The 17,293-nt window shown below is 70.8% G+C and carries 15 protein-coding genes and 1 tRNA gene; 11 read left to right on the top strand and 5 right to left on the bottom strand.

What is annotated here, in order from left to right:
- The first annotated feature begins 460 nt into the window (after positions 1 to 460).
- From AB0F61_RS04905 to AB0F61_RS04895, 3 genes are read left to right on the top strand one after another with little or no spacing between them, the layout of a single operon-like run.
- Entirely contained in the window at positions 461 to 1,051 is a 591-nt protein-coding gene (locus AB0F61_RS04905; protein ID WP_357803681.1) for a hypothetical protein, read from the top strand.
- A 26-nt stretch (positions 1,052 to 1,077) separates the two neighbouring features.
- A complete protein-coding gene (locus AB0F61_RS04900) occupies positions 1,078 to 2,055 on the top strand; it encodes an ArsA-related P-loop ATPase (protein ID WP_357803363.1) in 978 nt (325 codons plus the stop codon).
- A 54-nt stretch (positions 2,056 to 2,109) separates the two neighbouring features.
- Positions 2,110 to 3,261, top strand: coding sequence for an ArsA-related P-loop ATPase (locus AB0F61_RS04895; protein ID WP_357803362.1), 1,152 nt, complete (start codon positions 2,110 to 2,112; stop codon positions 3,259 to 3,261).
- Between the two features lie 6 nt (positions 3,262 to 3,267).
- Here AB0F61_RS04895 and AB0F61_RS04890 read toward each other — a convergent pair whose 3' ends face one another.
- On the bottom strand, positions 3,268 to 3,588 hold the full coding sequence (locus AB0F61_RS04890; RefSeq protein ID WP_184179440.1) for a WhiB family transcriptional regulator: 321 nt from the start codon (positions 3,586 to 3,588) through the stop codon (positions 3,268 to 3,270).
- Between the two features lie 407 nt (positions 3,589 to 3,995).
- Between AB0F61_RS04890 and AB0F61_RS04885 the strand changes: the two genes are divergently transcribed.
- Entirely contained in the window at positions 3,996 to 6,428 is a 2,433-nt protein-coding gene (locus AB0F61_RS04885; protein WP_357803360.1) for a transglycosylase domain-containing protein, read from the top strand.
- A 126-nt stretch (positions 6,429 to 6,554) separates the two neighbouring features.
- On the opposite strand, the gene AB0F61_RS04880 is transcribed toward AB0F61_RS04885, so the two are convergent.
- Positions 6,555 to 7,010, bottom strand: coding sequence for a GatB/YqeY domain-containing protein (locus AB0F61_RS04880; protein ID WP_357803358.1), 456 nt, complete (start codon positions 7,008 to 7,010; stop codon positions 6,555 to 6,557).
- Positions 7,011 to 7,035: 25 nt separating this feature from the next.
- Between AB0F61_RS04880 and AB0F61_RS04875 the strand changes: the two genes are divergently transcribed.
- Positions 7,036 to 7,929 carry a metallophosphoesterase gene (locus tag AB0F61_RS04875; protein ID WP_357803356.1) on the top strand — a complete coding sequence of 298 codons (894 nt, stop codon included), beginning with the start codon at positions 7,036 to 7,038 and terminating at the stop codon, positions 7,927 to 7,929.
- A gap of 93 nt (positions 7,930 to 8,022) precedes the next feature.
- Positions 8,023 to 8,099: transfer RNA gene (locus tag AB0F61_RS04870), tRNA-Pro, on the top strand.
- A 723-nt stretch (positions 8,100 to 8,822) separates the two neighbouring features.
- Here AB0F61_RS04870 and AB0F61_RS04865 read toward each other — a convergent pair.
- Entirely contained in the window at positions 8,823 to 9,467 is a 645-nt protein-coding gene (locus AB0F61_RS04865; protein WP_357803355.1) for a class I SAM-dependent methyltransferase, read from the bottom strand.
- Between the two features lie 151 nt (positions 9,468 to 9,618).
- Between AB0F61_RS04865 and AB0F61_RS04860 the strand changes: the two genes are divergently transcribed.
- Together AB0F61_RS04860 and AB0F61_RS04855 are read left to right on the top strand one after the other, a co-directional pair.
- The gene (locus AB0F61_RS04860) at positions 9,619 to 10,182 is read left to right on the top strand and encodes a SigE family RNA polymerase sigma factor (protein WP_357803353.1); all 564 of its coding nucleotides are present in this window, start codon (positions 9,619 to 9,621) and stop codon (positions 10,180 to 10,182) included.
- The gene (locus tag AB0F61_RS04855) at positions 10,179 to 11,654 is read left to right on the top strand and encodes a hypothetical protein (protein ID WP_357803351.1); all 1,476 of its coding nucleotides are present in this window, start codon (positions 10,179 to 10,181) and stop codon (positions 11,652 to 11,654) included. Before AB0F61_RS04860 ends, AB0F61_RS04855 begins: the two co-directional genes overlap by 4 nt.
- A 28-nt stretch (positions 11,655 to 11,682) precedes the next feature.
- Here the strand turns inward: AB0F61_RS04855 and AB0F61_RS04850 are convergent, their stop codons facing one another.
- Complete coding sequence (locus AB0F61_RS04850; RefSeq protein ID WP_357803349.1) at positions 11,683 to 12,156, bottom strand: hypothetical protein; 474 nt, start codon at positions 12,154 to 12,156, stop codon at positions 11,683 to 11,685.
- Positions 12,157 to 12,307: 151 nt separating this feature from the next.
- Between AB0F61_RS04850 and AB0F61_RS04845 the strand changes: the two genes are divergently transcribed.
- Positions 12,308 to 13,600: an MFS transporter gene (locus AB0F61_RS04845; RefSeq protein WP_357803348.1), complete on the top strand. Its 1,293-nt coding sequence runs from the start codon at positions 12,308 to 12,310 to the stop codon at positions 13,598 to 13,600.
- An 88-nt stretch (positions 13,601 to 13,688) separates the two neighbouring features.
- Here AB0F61_RS04845 and AB0F61_RS04840 read toward each other — a convergent pair whose 3' ends face one another.
- Entirely contained in the window at positions 13,689 to 15,410 is a 1,722-nt protein-coding gene (locus AB0F61_RS04840; RefSeq protein WP_357803346.1) for a DJ-1/PfpI family protein, read from the bottom strand.
- 105 nt (positions 15,411 to 15,515) lie between these two features.
- Here AB0F61_RS04840 and AB0F61_RS04835 point away from each other — a divergent pair, with 105 nt between their 5' ends.
- Positions 15,516 to 16,580, top strand: coding sequence for a sensor histidine kinase (locus AB0F61_RS04835; RefSeq protein WP_357803344.1), 1,065 nt, complete (start codon positions 15,516 to 15,518; stop codon positions 16,578 to 16,580).
- The gene (locus AB0F61_RS04830; protein WP_357803342.1) at positions 16,577 to 17,215 is read left to right on the top strand and encodes a response regulator transcription factor; all 639 of its coding nucleotides are present in this window, start codon (positions 16,577 to 16,579) and stop codon (positions 17,213 to 17,215) included. The genes AB0F61_RS04835 and AB0F61_RS04830 overlap by 4 nt, the downstream gene beginning before the upstream one ends.
- Positions 17,216 to 17,293 lie beyond the last annotated feature (78 nt).

Raw genomic sequence — 17,293 nt, 5'->3', positions numbered from 1 at the left:
AAGGTAGGTCCGGGGCGGCAGTCCCGCCAACAGGACGCGCCCGAATGGTCATCTTCAGTCACATATGCGACACACGGCAGGTAAGAGAACCGATGGCGCACCGCGCGCAGGGTCCCACCGGCTGGATCGGTGGACAGCCACGCGGCACGGGCGACACCGCTGCCGTCATCGACCGCTACCCTTCCGGTCGGGCGGTCGCGCAGCGCCCGGCAGCCCGCTCGATCACGCTCGACGCCAGGGGTGGCGGCGGGCGCCGCACCCCCGGGGGAAGACGATGACCCAACCGCCAAGCGGCGACCAGGCCGGTCCACCCGCCCTCCCGCCGGCCCAGCCGGAACCCACCGATCAGCCCGGCGTCGCCGCCGCTCCCGCCGCACCGGCCCCCGCCGCGCCGTCCGGGCAGCTCGCGCTCCCCGCGCCGCCCGCACCGGCGGCGCTCCCGGCCCAACCGACCATCCCCATCCAGCAGGCCTTCCCCGCGCCGACAGGTGGGGCTGACGCTGCCGGCACGCCGGCCGCGACACCGACACCACCCGGCACGCCCGGCCCCTCGGCCATCCCGGCACCCCCACCGTCGTACCCGCCCTATCCCGGCACGGCCGAGCCGAAGAAGAAGCGCGGCCTGCTGATCGCGGCGATCGCACTCGTCGTGATCATGGTGCTCTGCGTGGGCGGTGGCGTGCTGGCGTTCCTGACCCTGCGCAACGCCGAGACCGGCGAGGGCGCCAAGGAGCCGTCGGTTGCCGTCGACGAGTTCCTCAGCGCGGTCTACAAGGATCGCGACGCGACCAAGGCGGCCAAACGCGTGTGCGCCGCCTCCCGCGACGACGGGAAGATCGCCGCCAAGGTGGCCGAGGTGCAGAAGTACGCGTCCGAGTACCAGAACCCCCGGTTCAGGTGGACCACCCCGAAGGTGGACAACCAGACCGGCGACCGGGCCACCGTCTCCACCCGGGTCACCATGACCACCGCCGACGAGAAGGTGGCCGACCAGGACCTGCGCTTCACTGTGGTGCAGAAGACGGGTTGGTGGGTCTGCGAGGTCGCCTGACCGGCGGGCGTGGATAGGCTCGACGGGTGTGTGCAGCTGAGCGGCCGTCAGATCCGGCCGGTACCGGATGGTCGGCCCGCCTCCACGTGGTGACCGGCAAGGGTGGCACCGGCAAGACCAGCGTGGCGGCGGCCCTGGCCCTCGCGCTCGCCGCCGGCGGTCGGCGCACCCTGCTTGTCGAGGTCGAGGGGCGCCAGGGCATCGCCCAACTCTTCGGCATCGACCCACTGCCGTACGAGGAGCGGCACCTCGCCGAAGCGCCGGACGGCGGTGAGGTGCGTGCCCTCGCGGTGGACGCCGAGGAGGCGCTGCTCGAATACCTGGACATGTTCTACAAGCTGGGCGCGGCGGGTCGGGCGCTGCGCAAGCTCGGTGCCATCGACTTCGCCACCACCATCGCGCCCGGCCTGCGGGACGTGCTGCTCACCGGCAAAGTGAAGGAGGCCACCACCCGCGCCTCGGGGCAGCGGCGCGCGTACGACGCGGTGGTGCTGGACGCCCCGCCGACCGGGCGGATCGGTCGGTTCCTCAACGTCACGGCGGAAACGGCCCGGCTGGCCAAGGTGGGCCCGATCAAGACCCAGAGCGAGGGGGTCGCCGCGCTGTTGCGCTCCCCGATGACGGCGGTCCACGTGGTGACGCTGTTGGAGGAGATGCCGGTACAGGAGACGGTGGACGCCATCGCCGACCTGACCGCCCTCGGCTTCGGCACCGGAAAGGTGATCGTCAACGGCACCCGGCCGCCGCTGCCCGCCGGTCCGGCGGTCACCGCCGCGGAGCTGAGGCGTGGGCTGGTCGCCGCGGGGTTGCCGGCCGATCGGGACACCGTGGCCGGTTTGCACGACGAGGCGCGTGACCAGCTCATCCGGCGCGAACTGGAGGATTCGCTCCGCGCCGACCTGGTGGAGTTGGGGCTGCCGATGGTCGAGCTGCCGTTGCTGCCCGACGGGGTGGACCGGGCGGGGCTCGCGACGCTGGCCCAGGCCCTCGTCCGCGCCGATTGACTCACACCTGGGCGCAGCACCGCCGCGTGGACCGACGCGGCCCGATACGCTCGATTGGTGCCTTCCGAAGACGCGGCGCCGCAGCTGGACGTCGACCAGATTCTCGCCGACCCCGGCGTACGGATCGTCGTGTGCTGCGGTGCCGGCGGGGTGGGAAAGACGACCACGGCCGCGGCGCTGGCGCTGCGGGCCGCCGAGCACCACGGCCGGCGCACGGTGGTGCTCACCATCGACCCGGCCCGCCGGCTGGCCCAGTCGTTGGGCCTGACCGAGCTGGACAACACACCCCGCCAGGTCAAGGGGATCGACGTCGAGAGCAGCGGCGGCGAGCTGCACGCCATGATGCTGGACATGAAGCGCACCTTCGACGACGTGGTGCTGCAGCACACCGACCCGACGAAGGCCGCGGAGATCTTCGCGAACCCGTTCTACCAGGCGATGAGTTCGACCTTCGCCGGCACGCAGGAATACATGGCGATGGAGAAGCTCGGCCAACTGCACGCCCGGGGCGAGTGGGACCTGATCGTGGTGGACACCCCACCGTCCCGCTCGGCGCTGGATTTCCTGGACGCCCCGGCCCGGCTCTCCCGTTTCCTCGACGGCCGGATGCTACGACTGTTGCTGGCCCCGGCGCGCAGCGGCGGACGGAGCATGTTCAGCCTGGTCACCGCCTCGTTCGGGATGTTCTCGAAGGTGGTGCAGAAGGTCCTCGGCGCGCAGTTGCTCACTGATCTGTCCGGCTTCGTGGCCGCACTTGACTCGATGTTCGGCGGTTTCCGCCAGCGGGCCGAGCAGACGTACCGGATCCTGCAGGCACGGGAGACGGCCTTCCTGCTGGTCGCGACGCCGGAGCCGGACGCGGTCCGGGAGGCCGCCTACTTCGCGGGTCGCCTGCGGGAGGAGCGGATGCCGCTGGCCGGCCTGGTGCTCAACCGGGTGCACCGACTCGCGGTGCCGGAGCTGGACGCCGAGCAGAGCCGGGTCGCCGCCGAGCGGCTGGCCGAGCTCGGTGGGCACGAGGCCACCGCCGATGTGCTGCGGGCGCACGCGGCGCTGGCCCGTCAGGCGGTACGCGAGCAGCAGGTCGCCGCGCGGTTCACCGAGGAGTTCCCGGCGGTGCCGGCGGTGTCGGTGACGGCGCAGCCCGCCGACGTGCACGACGTCGACGGGCTACGGACGATCGGCGCGGCGATCAGCCGGCCGTGACCGTCGTCAGTTTGCCGCACTGACGAGGATCTTGTCCTTTCCGGCCTTTTCCTTGCTGTTCTTCTTCATCGCGGCCTCGAACATCTTGCGCCAGCTCGTCACCTGCGGGTGTCGACGCAGCAGCGCCCGCCGTTCGCGTTCGGTCATGCCGCCCCACACACCGAACTCGATCCGGTTGTCCAGCGCGTCGGCCAGGCACTCGTACCGAACTGGGCAGCTCCGGCAGATCCGCTTCGCCACGTTCTGTTCGGCGCCCTGTACGAACAACGCGTCCGGGTCCCCGTTCTGACACGCCGCCAGCGACGGCCAGTCAGTGATCATGCCCATGAGTACACGTCCCCCCTTGCAGTACCTACCGACCTCGTCGATGCACGCCAGCCGGCAATTCCCCCCGATCGCCCGGCTCACCTTCCCCAAGGCGGCACGGACGACATGTGGCGCTGTCGCCGCCCCCATCATGCTCTGTAGTCGACTGATTACGCAACGTTGTCGGCGAAATCCATCATTCCGGACACTCCCGGCTTCCCGGGCCTTCGCCCGCCGGTTACCCCGTCGAGGTCGGCGATAACGCTGCGCGGTCTTCTTCAATCGGAGGAGACTCACGCCAGGTCACACGCAACCAAGCACCGGGGGTCGTGCGTTTAGCACAACGAGGGCAGCGCGCGCAGGAAATGGGGAAAGAACGCCCCAGCGCCCCTCATTCCCTACTCGCGTACCCTGTCGAGGTGACCTGGATGCGGAAACGTGACCACAATGTGCTGACCAACGCCGCATCGCTGCTGGTGTGCGGCCTGTTGGCCGGCGTGGTGGTCGCTGCGGCGGCCTTCCCCGCGGTGGCGATGTCCGGCTTGGCCGCAAAGGCCGGCGCCGAGACATTCGGCGCCCTGCCCACAGAGCTGACGGTGGCCCGCGCGCCACAGATCAGTTACCTGTTGGCCTCGGACGGCAAGACACCGCTCGCGACCATGTACGACGAGAACCGCCGGGACGTGAAGCTCGCTGACATCTCTCCGTACATGCAGAAGGCCATCATCGCGGCCGAGGACCATGACTTCTACAAGCACAACGGCGTCGACATCAACGGTGTCGCCCGCGCGTTCGTCAACAACCAGAGCGACGGCTCGGGCCGGCAGGGCGCGTCGACGCTGACCATGCAGTACGTCCGGCTGGCCATCGCCTACTCGGCCACCCACCCGGCCGACGTGGTCGCGGCGACCGAGGACACCAGCGCCCGCAAGCTCCGGGAGATGCGGCTGGCCCTCCAGGTCGACAAGGAATTCTCCAAGGACGAGATCCTCACCCGCTACCTCAACCTCGCCTCGTTCGGCAACGGCGCGTACGGCGTCTACGCCGCCAGCCAGGTCTACTTCGGTAAGCCGCCGAGCAAGCTCAAGATCGAGGAGGCGGCGCTGCTGGCCGGCATGGTCAAGGCGCCCACCACGAACGACCCGACCACCGAGGCGGGTTACCCGCTCGCCAAGGACCGTCGCGACTACGTCATCCAGAACATGGTCGACATCAAGGCCATCACCCAGCAGGAGGCCGACGCCGCAAAGGCCGTCGACCTGAAGGTGAAGGACAAGCGCACCCCGAACGGCTGCATCGCCGCGAACGTCAACAGCTGGGGATTCTTCTGCGACTACTTCTACCGCTGGTGGATGCAGCAGGAGACGTTCGGTTCGACCACCTACGACCGTGAGCGGCGGCTGAAGAGCGGCGGCTACACCGTGGTGACCTCGATCGACGTGCAGGCGCAGCGGGGCGCCGACGCGGCGGTCCGCAGGTCCAAGAGCGAGAACAGCAAGGAAGCCGCCATGGTCGCGGTGGTCGAGCCCGGCTCCGGCCGGGTCCGGGCGCTCGCGGTCAACCGGCAGTTCAAGCTGGACGACCCGAAGAACCCCAAGAACAAGATCTCCAGCGATCCGGCGAAGAGCAGGAAGAAGATCCGGGGCAACTACCCGGCGACGGTCAACCCGCTGCTCACCGGTGGTGACGGCATCACCGGCTACCAGGCCGGCTCGACCTTCAAGATCTTCACCATCGTGGCGGCGCTGGAGAAGGGCATCCCGCTCAGCTACAGCTTCAACGCGCCGCAGCAGTTCCGGTCGGAATACAAGATCGAGCCCGGCCCTGCCGCGTGCCCCGGCACCAACCTGTACTGCCCGACCAACTCCGGCCTGAAGGCCGGTGGCGTACAGAACATGTGGAGCGCCTTCGCCCAGTCGATCAACACGTACTTCGTCCCGCTCCAGCAGCAGGTCGGCGCGGAGAACGTGGTCGACGTCGCCAAGCGGGCCGGCATCCAGTTCCGCACCGACGAGGATCTGCGACTCGGTGGCACGAAGGAGGCGGCGCACGACTGGGGCGCCTTCACCCTCGGTGTCTCGCAGACCACCCCGCTTGACCTGGCCAACGCGTACGCGACCCTGGCTGCCGACGGCAAGTACTGCGAGCCGATCCCGGTGCAGGAGATCCGCGACCCGGACGGCAACAAGCTGGACATCGCCAACCCGCGCTGTGAGAAGCGGTTCAGCACCGACGTGGCCCGAGCCGCAGTGGACGCCGCGCGCTGCCCGGTCGGCGACAACTCCAGCACCAGCAAGTGCGGTGGCAGCCGCACCGCCGCCCGGGTGAAGGGCATCGTCGACGCGCCGGTGGCCGGCAAGTCCGGCACCACCGACTCGGAGAAGACCGCCGCCCTGGTCGCCATGACCAGGCAGTACGCGGTCGCCGGCATCATGGCCGACCCGGACTGGCCCCAGACGAACGTCGAGATGGGGCACGACGTCCCCCACGGCATCAACCCACCGGTTCAGGAAACGCTGCGGGATGCCATGAAGGGCAAGGAGCGCATCCAGTTCGAGCCGCCGGGCCAGAAGATCTCCGAGGGTGACCAGCGCAGCATCCCCACCGTGAGCTGCATTTCGGTGGACCAGGCGAAGTCCCGACTCAAGGATGCGGGCTTCGAGCCGGTGGTCTCCGACACCAAGGTGAAGTCGTCCTGTCCTCCGGGCACCGCCCACGGCACCAGCCCGGACGGACGCACCATCAAGAATGGCGTGGTCACCATCCAGGTCAGCAACGGTGGCGGCGGCACCACGCCGGGCAACCCCGGTGGCGGGCAACCCGGCACCACCGGTCGACCCGGTGGCCGCCCCGGCGGCTGAGTCGACGAACAGGACACGACGGGCGGGCACCCAGCACGGGTGCCCGCCCGTTTCATCTGTCCGGACCGTCGCTGACCACGGCTGTCCCTCCGAGGCTCCGGAGCCGCCGGCCGGGATGCCGCTCGATCAGAGGCCGAGCTGCCTGCGTACCTCGGCGGCCACCCGACCACCCTCGGCCTGGCCCGCCACCGCGGCCTGGGCCGCCTTCATGGCCGGGCCCATCTGGGCCTTCCCGGTGAAGCCGCCCGCGGCGAGCGCCCCCGACACCAGCTCGGCCAGCTCGGCGTCGGAGAGCTGCTTGGGCAGGTAGCGGTCCAGCACCTCGCCCTCGGCGGTCTCCTTCGCGGCCTGCTCGGCGCGGCCCGCGTCGGCGAAGGCGGTGGCGGCCTCCCGGCGCTTCTTGGCCTCCTTGGTCAACACCGCGAGCACCTCGTCGTCGGTGAGCTCGCGCTTGGCCTTGCCGGCGACCTCGGCGGTGCCGACGGCGGCCAGGGCCATCCGCAGCGTGGAGGTGGTCAGCTCGTCGCGCGCCTTGAGCGCGGAACGCATGTCGGCAGTGAGGCGGTCCTTCAGCGTGCTCATGGACGGTCAAACTACCCTGAACGCCATGCGAAAGCGCACACTATTCCGGCTTGCCGCCGGAACCGCCACGGTCGGCGCGGCCACCCTCGCGTACGCGTCGCTCATCGAGCGCAACATGTTCACCCTGCGGCGGTACGACGTGCCGGTGCTGCCGGCCGACGCGGAGCCGCTGCGCGTGCTGCACCTGTCGGACCTGCACATGATGCCCAACCAGGCGCGCAAGCAGCGCTGGGTGGCGTCGCTCGCCGCCCTCGACCCGGACCTGGTGGTGGTGACCGGCGACAACATGGCCCACCCCGACGCGGTGCCCGGAGTGCTGCGGGCCCTGCAACCGCTGCTCGACTACCCGGGCGCGTTCGTGTTCGGCTCCAACGACTACACCGGGCCGGTGCTGAAGAACCCCTTCACCTACTTCCTGCCCGACCGGGAGTACACCGAGGGCGTCGAGCTGCCCTACGACGAGCTGCGCCAGGTGTTCACCGGCGCCGGCTGGGCGGACCTCAACAACGCCCGGACCACGCTGAAGGCCGGCGGTCGGCAGCTCGACCTGGTCGGCGTGGACGACCCACACATCGACCGGGACGACTACCCCACAGTGGCCGGCGCGGTCTCGTCCTCGGCGGACCTGTCCATCGCGCTGACGCACTCCCCCGAGCCGCGGGTGCTCGACCAGATGGCCGCGGACGGCTTCGGGCTGCTGCTCGCCGGGCACACCCACGGCGGCCAGGTCTGCGTACCGGGCTACGGAGCCCTGGTGACCAACTGCGGCCTGCCCCGGTCGATGGCGCGCGGCCTGCACCGCTGGCCCGGTTCGGACTCCTGGCTGCACGTCTCCGCCGGCCTCGGCACCCACCCGACCGCCCCGGTCCGCTTCGCCTGCCCCCCGGAGGCCAGCATCCTCACCCTCATCCCCCGCTGACGGGCTCCTCCGCCCGCCTGTAGGTGGGTGCGGGCGGCGGGGGTACCGAGTTTGACCATCCGGGCGGGTGGGCTACTATTTGTCGGCACGCCTCGGGGTGTGGCGCAGCTTGGTAGCGCGCTTCGTTCGGGACGAAGAGGTCGTCGGTTCGAATCCGGCCACCCCGACCAGAGGTAAGAGGGCACATCCGATTCATGGATGTGCCCTCTTGTGCTTCCTGGGTGACCCACTGAGCTGGTGACGGTGGACCAGCTCGATAACGCCGGACGCATTTCCCCGACTCGTCGCCGGTCACCCGCGCAGGTCAAGGTTCATGTGACGGCGAACCAGGCCGGTGGCTGGCCTCACGACGAGCGGGTCGGTCGCATACGGAAGGGCAACACGGGTAGCCCGGACATGTGCGGGGTTCAGGTTGAGATCTGTTGCGTCTGAACGAGCCGGAGCCGCGACAAGGTTCCTTGGCGGATGGCGAGGAGGCACGGTCGTGCGCATCGACGTGAACGAGCCAAGGGCTGCCGAACGGTTCTGGGAAGGGATGCGGGAGGTGGCTGCTGCCGCTGCGCGGCATCGGGATCCGGAGTTGTACAGGTCGCTCGTCAAGATCGGCAGGGCCGCGCTGGCCCAGGGCGTTGAGCTGGTGCCATCGAGTGGCCTCTTTCTGGAATGCCCCGTTTGTAAAGCCTTGCCGGGCCAGCGGTGTATCAGCGTGCCCAGAAACCCTCTGCCGGACAGGGCTCTCCATCCGGCTCGTGGGGAGTTGGCCGAGAAGGCGCTCCGGGGAGAAGGCCCTCCGCCTGTTCCACTCGGTTGACCCTCACCGGGCACGATCCGGGACCGGTCAGGACGATCGAGCTTGCCGAAACACCAGGTTGGGGCCGTCGCACCATTCCTCGTCAGGGCCGCCGGCGTGCGAAGAGAAACGCTCCGTGCCTGCTCTCGTCGGGGCGGTGCAGCAACTGGGCCTCGACGGTGAACCCGGCGTCGCCGAGCCAGGCGGCGACCCGATCCGGTGGTCGGCGGTGCACGTACACGTTCATCGGGCGACCGCCGTAACCCTCGGTCTTCAGCCGCTGCCCGTCACCGACGTGGAAGGCGAGCAGCAGGGTGCCCTCGGGACGCAGCACCCGGTGGAAGTGGGCCAGGACCGCGGGCACCTCGTCGTCCGGGATGTGGATGAGTGAGAACCAGGCCAGGATGCCGGTGACGCTGGAGTCGGTGAGGTCGAGGTCCGTCATGGAACCCACAGCGAACCGCAGGTCAGGATGGTCGCGGCGGGCGATGTCGATCATCGCGGGCGAGAGGTCGATGCCGAAGGCGTCGACACCGAGGCTGTGCAGGTGGGCGGTGATCCGCCCCGGCCCGCAACCGATGTCGACCACGGATCCCTCGCCGCCATTGCGGGTCAGTTCGGCGAACAACGCCAGAACCGCCCGTTCGTACGGCGCGGCGTCGAGCGCGTCGCGCAGCATCTCGGCGTAACTTCCGGCCACCGTGTCGTAGGACGTCCGGGTGTCGGCCAGCCAGGCGTCGGCGCTCATCCCGGGCACAGTAGTGCAGCGGTCGACAGCGCGCCGCCCACGGCGGGCCCGCCCGGAGGTCGGCCAGGAACAGCAGGATGTGCCCGCGGCCGGCTTCAACCTATCGGCCCTCGACGGAGTCGTGATGGGTAACCAACCGAGGCGGGGGCTTATGGCAGTTGACGACGAGCGTTTCCGAGAGTTCGTCGAGACGCGCTACATGGATCTCCTGCGCGTGGCGTACCACCTCACCGGCTCGACGCAGGATGCCGAGGATCTGGTGCAGACGGCGCTGGTGAAGGTGATGCGTCGATGGCGTCGGGTCGACGATCCGATGGCGTACCTGCGACGGGTCATGGTCAATCAGCACATCAGCAGCTGGCGTCGCCACCGGGTGCACGAGGTGGTGACGTCGATCCTGCCGGACCGGCCCGGCCGGGACATGACGGAGGCGGTGTCGGAACGGCACGCCCTGTACGAGGCGATGCGGGAGCTGACGCCCCGCACCCGGGCCGTGATCGTGCTCCGGTACGTGGTCGATCTGCCGGAGGTGGCGGTCGCGGCCGCCCTGGGCTGCTCCGTGGGGTCGGTCAAGAGCCGTGCGTCGAGAGGCCTGGCTCGCCTGCGTCTGGCACTGGCGTCCGACGCGCCGACGCCGGACCAGTTGCCGACGACCGCAGCGGCAGCCGATCCAGTACCGACCGGGACGACGACGATGACGGGGGCAACACCATGACTGTCGATGAGGAAGTGGGCCAGGCGCTGGCCGAGCTGACCAGGACCCTGACTCCGCAGCCCGATCCGTACGGCCGGGCCAGGGCGCGTTACCGACGGGACCGGCAGCGCCGCCTCGGCGGGCTGACCCTCGCTCTGGTGGTCTCCCTGGGCGGAGCGGCCTTCGCGATCACCGACCCGGGCCGGACCACCCGACCACCGGCAGACGCGACCGAGTCCACGCCACCCGTGCTGGCCTGGTCGGACAAACTTCTCCAGTCGCCACCGCGCGGCGTCGTCGGCCAGGACAGCGGCTATGTCCGCCAGCTCTCCGAACTCCTGTCGGCCGCGCGGGGCCGGGGCGACCTGCCCCGGGTGACGGTGCCCTTGAACATGCTGGACAAGCCGACCACGGTGAAGGTGCTCTTCGTCGACGACGTCGGCGGCCGGCGGATCGCGCTCGCCGCCCTGGTCCGCGAACAGCCCGATCCGACCACGGACTGGCCGGGTGCCGCGATGTGGCTTGTCGCCAACGAGGGTGCCAGCGCCGAGCAGCTGACCAGCCCTGCCGCCGTTCACGGCGTCAGCGACGCCCTGGAACCCTACGAGAGCCTCGCCCTGGACGAACAGTCCGGTCCGGGAAAGGCGATACACGTGGCTATCGCGCCCGCCGGGTGTGTCTTCCTCACCTCACCGTTGCCCAACGGTGGGGCGTTCCAGTGGACGCCGGAGCCGACCGGGTCCTACCTGACCCGTACCCCGCAGACCCAGCGGCCCGAGTGGTGGCGGGTCGACTGCGGCACGGTGACGCGCAAGACGATCCCGGGCCCGGGTTCGCTGGCGCCGAAGCCGATCACCGACGCGCAGCTCGCGACCGCGATGTCCCGCGTACGCGGCAGTGTGCCGGAGCAGCGTGCCCGACTGTTGGTGTCGCAGTACGCCCAGTCGGAGGGATACCGACTGACCGCCCTGCCGAGCGTTGTGTGGGGCGGGTACGTCGCAGGCCTCCCCGCCCGCTCCATCGACGGGTCGCCGCCCGGCGGCGGGCCCTCGGTGGAAAGCGGCAAGGTGATGATCGTGGCTGCTCCCGCGGCCGGCGGCGGCTGGGTCGGCGAGGTGACGATCGACCTCGATCAACCAAGGCCCAACGGCGTGGTCGGCACCGGCGCCTCCTTCGCCGTCGCAGCGGACCCCACCGACCCCCAAGGCGTCCTGGCGGTGTCGATCGACAACGACCTCGTCGGCGAAGGAGCCCTACGGTCCCTGCTCGTGGTGACGCCTGCGGCAGCCACCCAGGTGCGGGTGGCGCAGGACGGGCACGAGGTGGCGACGGCTGCGGTGAGCGGCTCCGGGGCGGTGGTGCGCGTGCCCCCTGCCGTGACGGGCCTCGTCGTCGAGGCGCTCGACGCGTCGGGCCGGACGCTCGCCACCGGTCAGGTGGCCACCGAGGGTGCACCGTCGACACTGGAGACGGACACCTGGAACCAGGACTGATCGCGCCCTGCCCTGCCCGCCCCGCCGGTCAGTCCTGTCGTTCGGTGCGCTCGATCTCGGCGAACGCGGCGGCCAGGTAGGCGTCGAACGACACGCTTGTCGTCGCCAACAGGTCTGCCACCAGGAGCGGGGCATGCCGGGCCAGCGCCGACGCGTCCGGAGGCGACTCGTCGCCCTCGGGGTCGTACACGCCGAGCGCGCCGGCCAGCAGTACGAGCACCACGTGCGGGTCCACGTCCGAACGCCACCGGGTCGCGCTCTGCACGCAGCGGGTCAACACCTGGCGGATGTCGTCGCCGGTCAGCCCGTCCGGATGGCTCTCCTCCAGCAGCAGCCGGACCACCGCGCCGAGCACCAGGCCGGATCGCTCGTCGGCGGCGAGGCCACCGACCGCCTCGTCGTACGCCTGACCGTCGCGTGCCTGGGCGGCGGCGACGGCCGCGGTGGCGGTCACCGCGATGGCTCGGGCGGTAGCGGGCAGATGTCGCCAGGTGCCGGTCATCGGGCCAGCATCCCAGACCGGGCGGACATCGACCGAGCGCCGCCGAGCCGAGTGGATCATCGTGGGATTGGTCACCCGAGGGCCTCGGCGAGGGCGGGGCGCGGCCAAAACGGTTCGCGCGGTGTCACACCTGACGAACAGAATGCCGGACATGCTGCGTCGTGCCCTGCCCCGCCGAACGGATGCCCGTCGGATCATGCTCGGCACCCTGCTGTCGGCGATCGGGCGCGGTCTGACCCTGCCGTTCCTGTTCATCTACCTGACCGACGTACGCGGGCTCACCGACGCCCGCGCCGGGCTCGTGATCGGCTGGTACGGCGTGGTCACCCTGGCGCTGTCGCCGCTGGGTGGGACGCTCATCGACCGGATGGGCGCCCGGTGGGTGGTGGTGCCCTGCCTGGTGATCGAAGCGATCGGCACGGGCTCGCTCGCGCTGGTCCACTCGACCGGTTCGGCCCTGCTGGTGATGACGGTGATCGCCATCGGCAGCTCGGCGATCTGGTCCGGGCAGAACACGATCCTCGCGTCGTTGACCGACGACGATGAGCGGCAACGCGTGTTCGGGCTGAACTTCGCCCTGCTCAACCTCGGTATCGGCGTCGGCGGCATGACCTCCGGCGCGATCGTCGACACCGCCCGGCCCGGCACCTTCCAGACGATCTACCTGCTGGACGCGGTGACGTATCTGCTGCCGGCGTTGATCCTGCTCACCCTGCCCGGCGTGGGCCACCGACTCGGCAGGCGTCGAGGTGTCGACGAGCCGTCGCCCGGCGGTTACCTGACCGTGCTGCGGGACCGCCCGTTCCGGCGGCTGGTGATCTTCGGGCTGGTCCTCACCACCTGCGGGTACGCGCAGATCGAGGTGGGCTTCGCCGCGTACGCCGTGCGGGTGGCCGAGGTGAACCCCCGGGTGGTGGCCTGGGCGCTCGCGGCCAACACCGTGATGATCGTGCTCGCGCAACTGTTGGTGATCCGCCGGATCGAGGGGCGCAGCCGCACCCGGGCACTGGCTGTGGTGGGGGCGGTGTTCGCCACCGCCTGGCTGGTGCTCGGCGCGGCCGGCCTGGTCACCGGGGAGAGCGCCCTGTTGGCCGCCCTGTGCGTGGTGGCCTGTTCGGCGATCTTCGGCTTCGGCGAGACGCTGCTGTCACCGGTGATGCCCGCGCTCACCAACGCCCTGGCCACGGATGAGCTACGCGGTCGGTACAACGCGATGAGTTCGATGATCTTCGGAATCAGCGGTGTGATCGGGCCGGTGACCGCGGGACCGCTCATCGGCGCCGCCGACGGCAGAGTCTGGGTGGCGACGGTGGTCGGCGGTTGCCTGGTCGCCTCGTTGATCGCGCTGTCCCTGCGCCGGCTGCTCACCACGGAGCAGGACGGCCGCGCCACGACCGCCACGACCGCCACGACGTCCACCGCCCCCGCACCCACCCCCGCCTGACCGCGTACCGCGCAAGGGTCGTCACGATGCGGACGGCGCAACCGTTCGGCAGTGGTCACGCGCCAGTCCGTCGGCCGAGCGGGCTGGACTACGACACCCCGGACGTCTTCCGCACCCGGTCCAGCTCCGTGGACGGCGGCGCGTCGTCGCCCGAGGACTCGGCCGCACCGCCACGCCGTGACCGGAAGGCCCAGGTCGGGTTCGCCGCGTAGTGCTCCCACCGTACGAGCATGAGCGCAACCATCGCGACCAGCATCAGCACGTGACCGGCCGCCGACAGGGCAGCGCCGCCGATCCACGGCGACAGCAGCACGAACGGTGCCACCATCGCCGCCGTCATCTCGCCGATCATCCTCAGGCCGTGCCTGCGGACCGCCATCCACACCGCCATGCCGACGGCCATGTCGAGTGCCATCACCAGGGTCGCCACCGTCGGCCGTTGGTGGGTGAGCGGATCCCACACCGGGCCCAGCAGCATCATCCCGGCGAGCATGGCGACGAGCATCTCGGCCAGGTGGCGCAGCCAGTTCCGCAGCCGCGGCATCCGGGCCAGAGCGGCACGGGCCAAGGCGTACAGGATGCCGCCGGCCACCATCGCCAGCGCCATCAGCAGGACGGGCGACCACGGAACCGCAGGACCGGTCACGTCGTCGGGCCGGTACTCGAGGGTCTTGGCCACCCACCGGGCGGTCGGGGCATCGGTCGTGGCGGCCAGATCGCGCAGGGTGCCGTCGAACGGGAACCCGGCGCGGCTGTGGACGTACACCGGCTTCCACGCCGCATCCACCGCGTGGGTACGGGCGGCGTCGTGGCCGGGAACCAGCAGCCGGTCGTAGCCGGCGGTGATCGCGGTCCGCGGGACGAACGTCAGTCCGTGTCGGGACCGGATCGGTTGCCCGTCGACGGTCACGGAGGTGAGTCGCGCGACGTACGACAGCTGGGTGTAGGTGCGGAACACCGACGCCAGTTCGATCTCGCCGACGCCCGACGTCAGCAGCACCCCGGCCCGTACCGGGTTACGGAAGCCCACATTGAGCAGGGCGACCGCGTCTGCCGGTACAGGATGAGCGGCGTCGATCGAGGCGGGGCCTCCCGGATGGTAGGCGGGCCACTGCACTGCGGTCGCGGCCTGCCGGGCGACGTCGACGCCGTGGTCGCGCTCGAGGATGCGCAGCGCGCCGTCCACTCCGGACAACACGGCGGCGGTCGTGATGATGCTGCCGTCGTCCACGTACCGGACGCCGCGCGTCCACCGCACGTCCGGGTACTGCCGCTCGAGACCGTAGAGGGCGAGCCAGTTGCTCGTCGCGGGCCGGTCGGCGAGCAGGCCGGCGCGGGCCAGCAGCCCGGTACCGGCGCAGACGCCCAGGATCCGGGCACCGTCGGCGTGGCGTTGCCGCAGCCAGTCCACGGCCGGCTGCAGCTGCGGGGAACCGGCCTCCTGCACCTCCGGCACCACGATCCAGTCGACGTCGCCGACATTGGCGAACGTATGGTCGGGCACCAGGTCGAGGCCGCCGGTCAACGGGACCGGGGCGCGGCTCTCGGCGACGGTCACGACCCGGTAGCGGCCGGACACCGCGAGGGTCTCGAACGGGGCGAGCACGTCGGCCGCGTTGGCGCCGGCCGGTCCGAGCAGCACCGCGACGGTCGGTCGCGGATCGGTGACCGCGGCCCCCGGCGGGGACAGCGGAAACGGGCGAGGCGCCGGGTAGACGGCGTCGACCGCGTCGACCGCGTGGATCACGCCCACGGCGGTGGCAGCGGCCAACCCGGCGAACAGGACGGCGAGACAACCTTGGATGCGCATGCCGCGATGGTGTCCGCCTGCCGGGTCACGGCGCCCGTGCCGAACGTCATGGCCGAGGTCATGACCTGATTGACTTCGGCGGACAGGCACCTGCACGCTGCAGACGTGGAACGCTTCCTGCGGATGCTGGCGGTCGGCGCGTACGCCGTGCTGGTCCTGGAAGCCGTCGCCGGTGCGAACCCGTGGCCGGCGATCGCGACCGGCGCCGCGTTCACCGCGCTCGTCGTCGCCGGCTCGTGGCTGCTGCCGGGACGGGCATGGGGCTGGTGGGCCGGGTACGTGCTGGGGCAGATCGGGCTCGGACTCGTCATGTTCGGCGCGGCCCACGCCTCCTGGGGCGGCACCCTGCTGCTCATCGTGCTGGTCGTCCAGGCAGCGCAGCTCCTGCCGCTGGGCGTTGCCGTCGTCGTGGCGCTCGTGGTCCCGTTCGGGCACGTCGGCATGGACCTCGGCAAGGGTCTGCGGGAAGGTGCCGGAATGCTGGTGGCCGCGCTCATGGCGCTGGTCGTGACCCGGCTCCTGCGCCGCGAACGGCAGACCCGTCTCGAACTGGTCCTGGCGAACGAACAACTGGCGGAGCTGGCCACCACCCAGGAACGCAACCGTGTCGCCCGCGACATCCACGACGGGCTCGGGCACTACCTGACGACGGTGCAGATGCAGATTCGGGCCGGCCGGGCACTGCTCGGCCGCGACCCGCAACGCGCCGACGAGGTCCTCGCCCAGGCAGAGGACCAGGCGAAGGAGGCCCTGTCGGAGGTGCGGCGGTCGGTGTCGGCGTTGCGGGCTCCGCGGCTGCCGCTGCAGGACCGGGTGGAGCGCCTGGCCCGGGAGACGTCGCAGTCCGGGTTGCCGACCACCAGCGAGGCGCGGGGCGCATCCCGTGCGTTGCCGCCGGAGGTGGAGGAGACCCTGTACCGGGCTGCGCAGGAGGGACTGACGAACGTCCGCCGGCACGCTCACGCTGCGCAGGCGCATGTGCTGCTGGAGTACGACCCCGCCGTGGTCCGGGTCGTCGTCGGCGACGACGGTTGCGGATACGCGCCCGGTCCGTCCGGCGGGTTCGGGCTGACCGGCCTTCGCGAACGGGTGACCGGGCTGGGTGGCACTGTGGTGCTCGACTCGGTGCCCGGTCAGGGGTCAACGCTCACCGTGACGGCTCCGGCATGATCCGGGTGCTGCTCGCCGACGATCAGCGGCTGTTCCGCGAGGCCCTCGCGCTGCTGCTGTCGGTCCAGGACGACGTCCAGGTGGTCGGCGAGGCGGCCGACGGCGCGCAGGCCGTCGAACTGGCCGGACGGGCGTCACCGGACGTGGTGCTGATGGACCTACGGATGCCGGTGATGGACGGGCCGACCGCGATCCGGCATATTCGCGCGAACCACCCGCAGGTCCAGGTGATCGCCCTGACCACGTTCGACAACGACGCCGACGTGTTCTCCGCGATCCGGGCGGGGGCGATCGGGTACCTGCTCAAGGACGCGTCCTCGGAACGGCTGATGGAGGCCGTCCGCGCCGCCGTGCGGGGCGAATCAGTCCTTGAACCAGGCGTGGCCGCCAAACTGGTGCTCCGGGTGGCGCAGCTGCCGGCGCCGGTCCCCGATCCGCTCGTCGCACCGCTCTCGGGGCGCGAACTTGACGTCGTGCGGTTGCTGGCGGGTGGGCGCAGCAACCGGGAGATCGCCTCGGCGCTGTTCCTGGCCGAGGGGACCGTGAAGAACCACGTGACCAGCGCCCTGTCCAAACTCGGCGCACGGGACCGGACCCAAGCTGCGCTGCGTGCTCGTGAACTGGGACTGCTCTGACCGCCGTCACCCTCTGCTGCGGAGCGTCCCACGGGACAACCGCGACAGCCACCACAGGCCGGGCCCCGGAGCGGGTGC

The organism is Micromonospora sp. NPDC023888, from assembly GCF_040639415.1.
Taxonomy (GTDB): Bacteria; Actinomycetota; Actinomycetes; order Mycobacteriales; family Micromonosporaceae; genus Micromonospora.
The sequence above is the reverse complement of the archived record's forward strand: the minus strand, read 5'-3'. Positions and strand labels throughout refer to the sequence as shown.

Coding starts and splice junctions, on each gene's coding strand:
- AB0F61_RS04890 (WP_184179440.1), bottom strand. CDS start 3,588: ATGGGCATGATCACTGACTGGCCGTCGCTGGCGGCGTGTCAGAACGGG.
- AB0F61_RS04880 (WP_357803358.1), bottom strand. CDS start 7,010: ATGAGCACGCTGAAGGACCGCCTCACTGCCGACATGCGTTCCGCGCTC.
- AB0F61_RS04855 (WP_357803351.1), top strand. CDS start 10,179: ATGACTGTCGATGAGGAAGTGGGCCAGGCGCTGGCCGAGCTGACCAGG.
- AB0F61_RS04840 (WP_357803346.1), bottom strand. CDS start 15,410: ATGCGCATCCAAGGTTGTCTCGCCGTCCTGTTCGCCGGGTTGGCCGCT.
- AB0F61_RS04885 (WP_357803360.1), top strand. CDS start 3,996: ATGCGGAAACGTGACCACAATGTGCTGACCAACGCCGCATCGCTGCTG.
- AB0F61_RS04850 (WP_357803349.1), bottom strand. CDS start 12,156: ATGACCGGCACCTGGCGACATCTGCCCGCTACCGCCCGAGCCATCGCG.
- AB0F61_RS04875 (WP_357803356.1), top strand. CDS start 7,036: ATGCGAAAGCGCACACTATTCCGGCTTGCCGCCGGAACCGCCACGGTC.
- AB0F61_RS04865 (WP_357803355.1), bottom strand. CDS start 9,467: ATGAGCGCCGACGCCTGGCTGGCCGACACCCGGACGTCCTACGACACG.
- AB0F61_RS04860 (WP_357803353.1), top strand. CDS start 9,619: ATGGCAGTTGACGACGAGCGTTTCCGAGAGTTCGTCGAGACGCGCTAC.
- AB0F61_RS04830 (WP_357803342.1), top strand. CDS start 16,577: ATGATCCGGGTGCTGCTCGCCGACGATCAGCGGCTGTTCCGCGAGGCC.
- AB0F61_RS04845 (WP_357803348.1), top strand. CDS start 12,308: ATGCTGCGTCGTGCCCTGCCCCGCCGAACGGATGCCCGTCGGATCATG.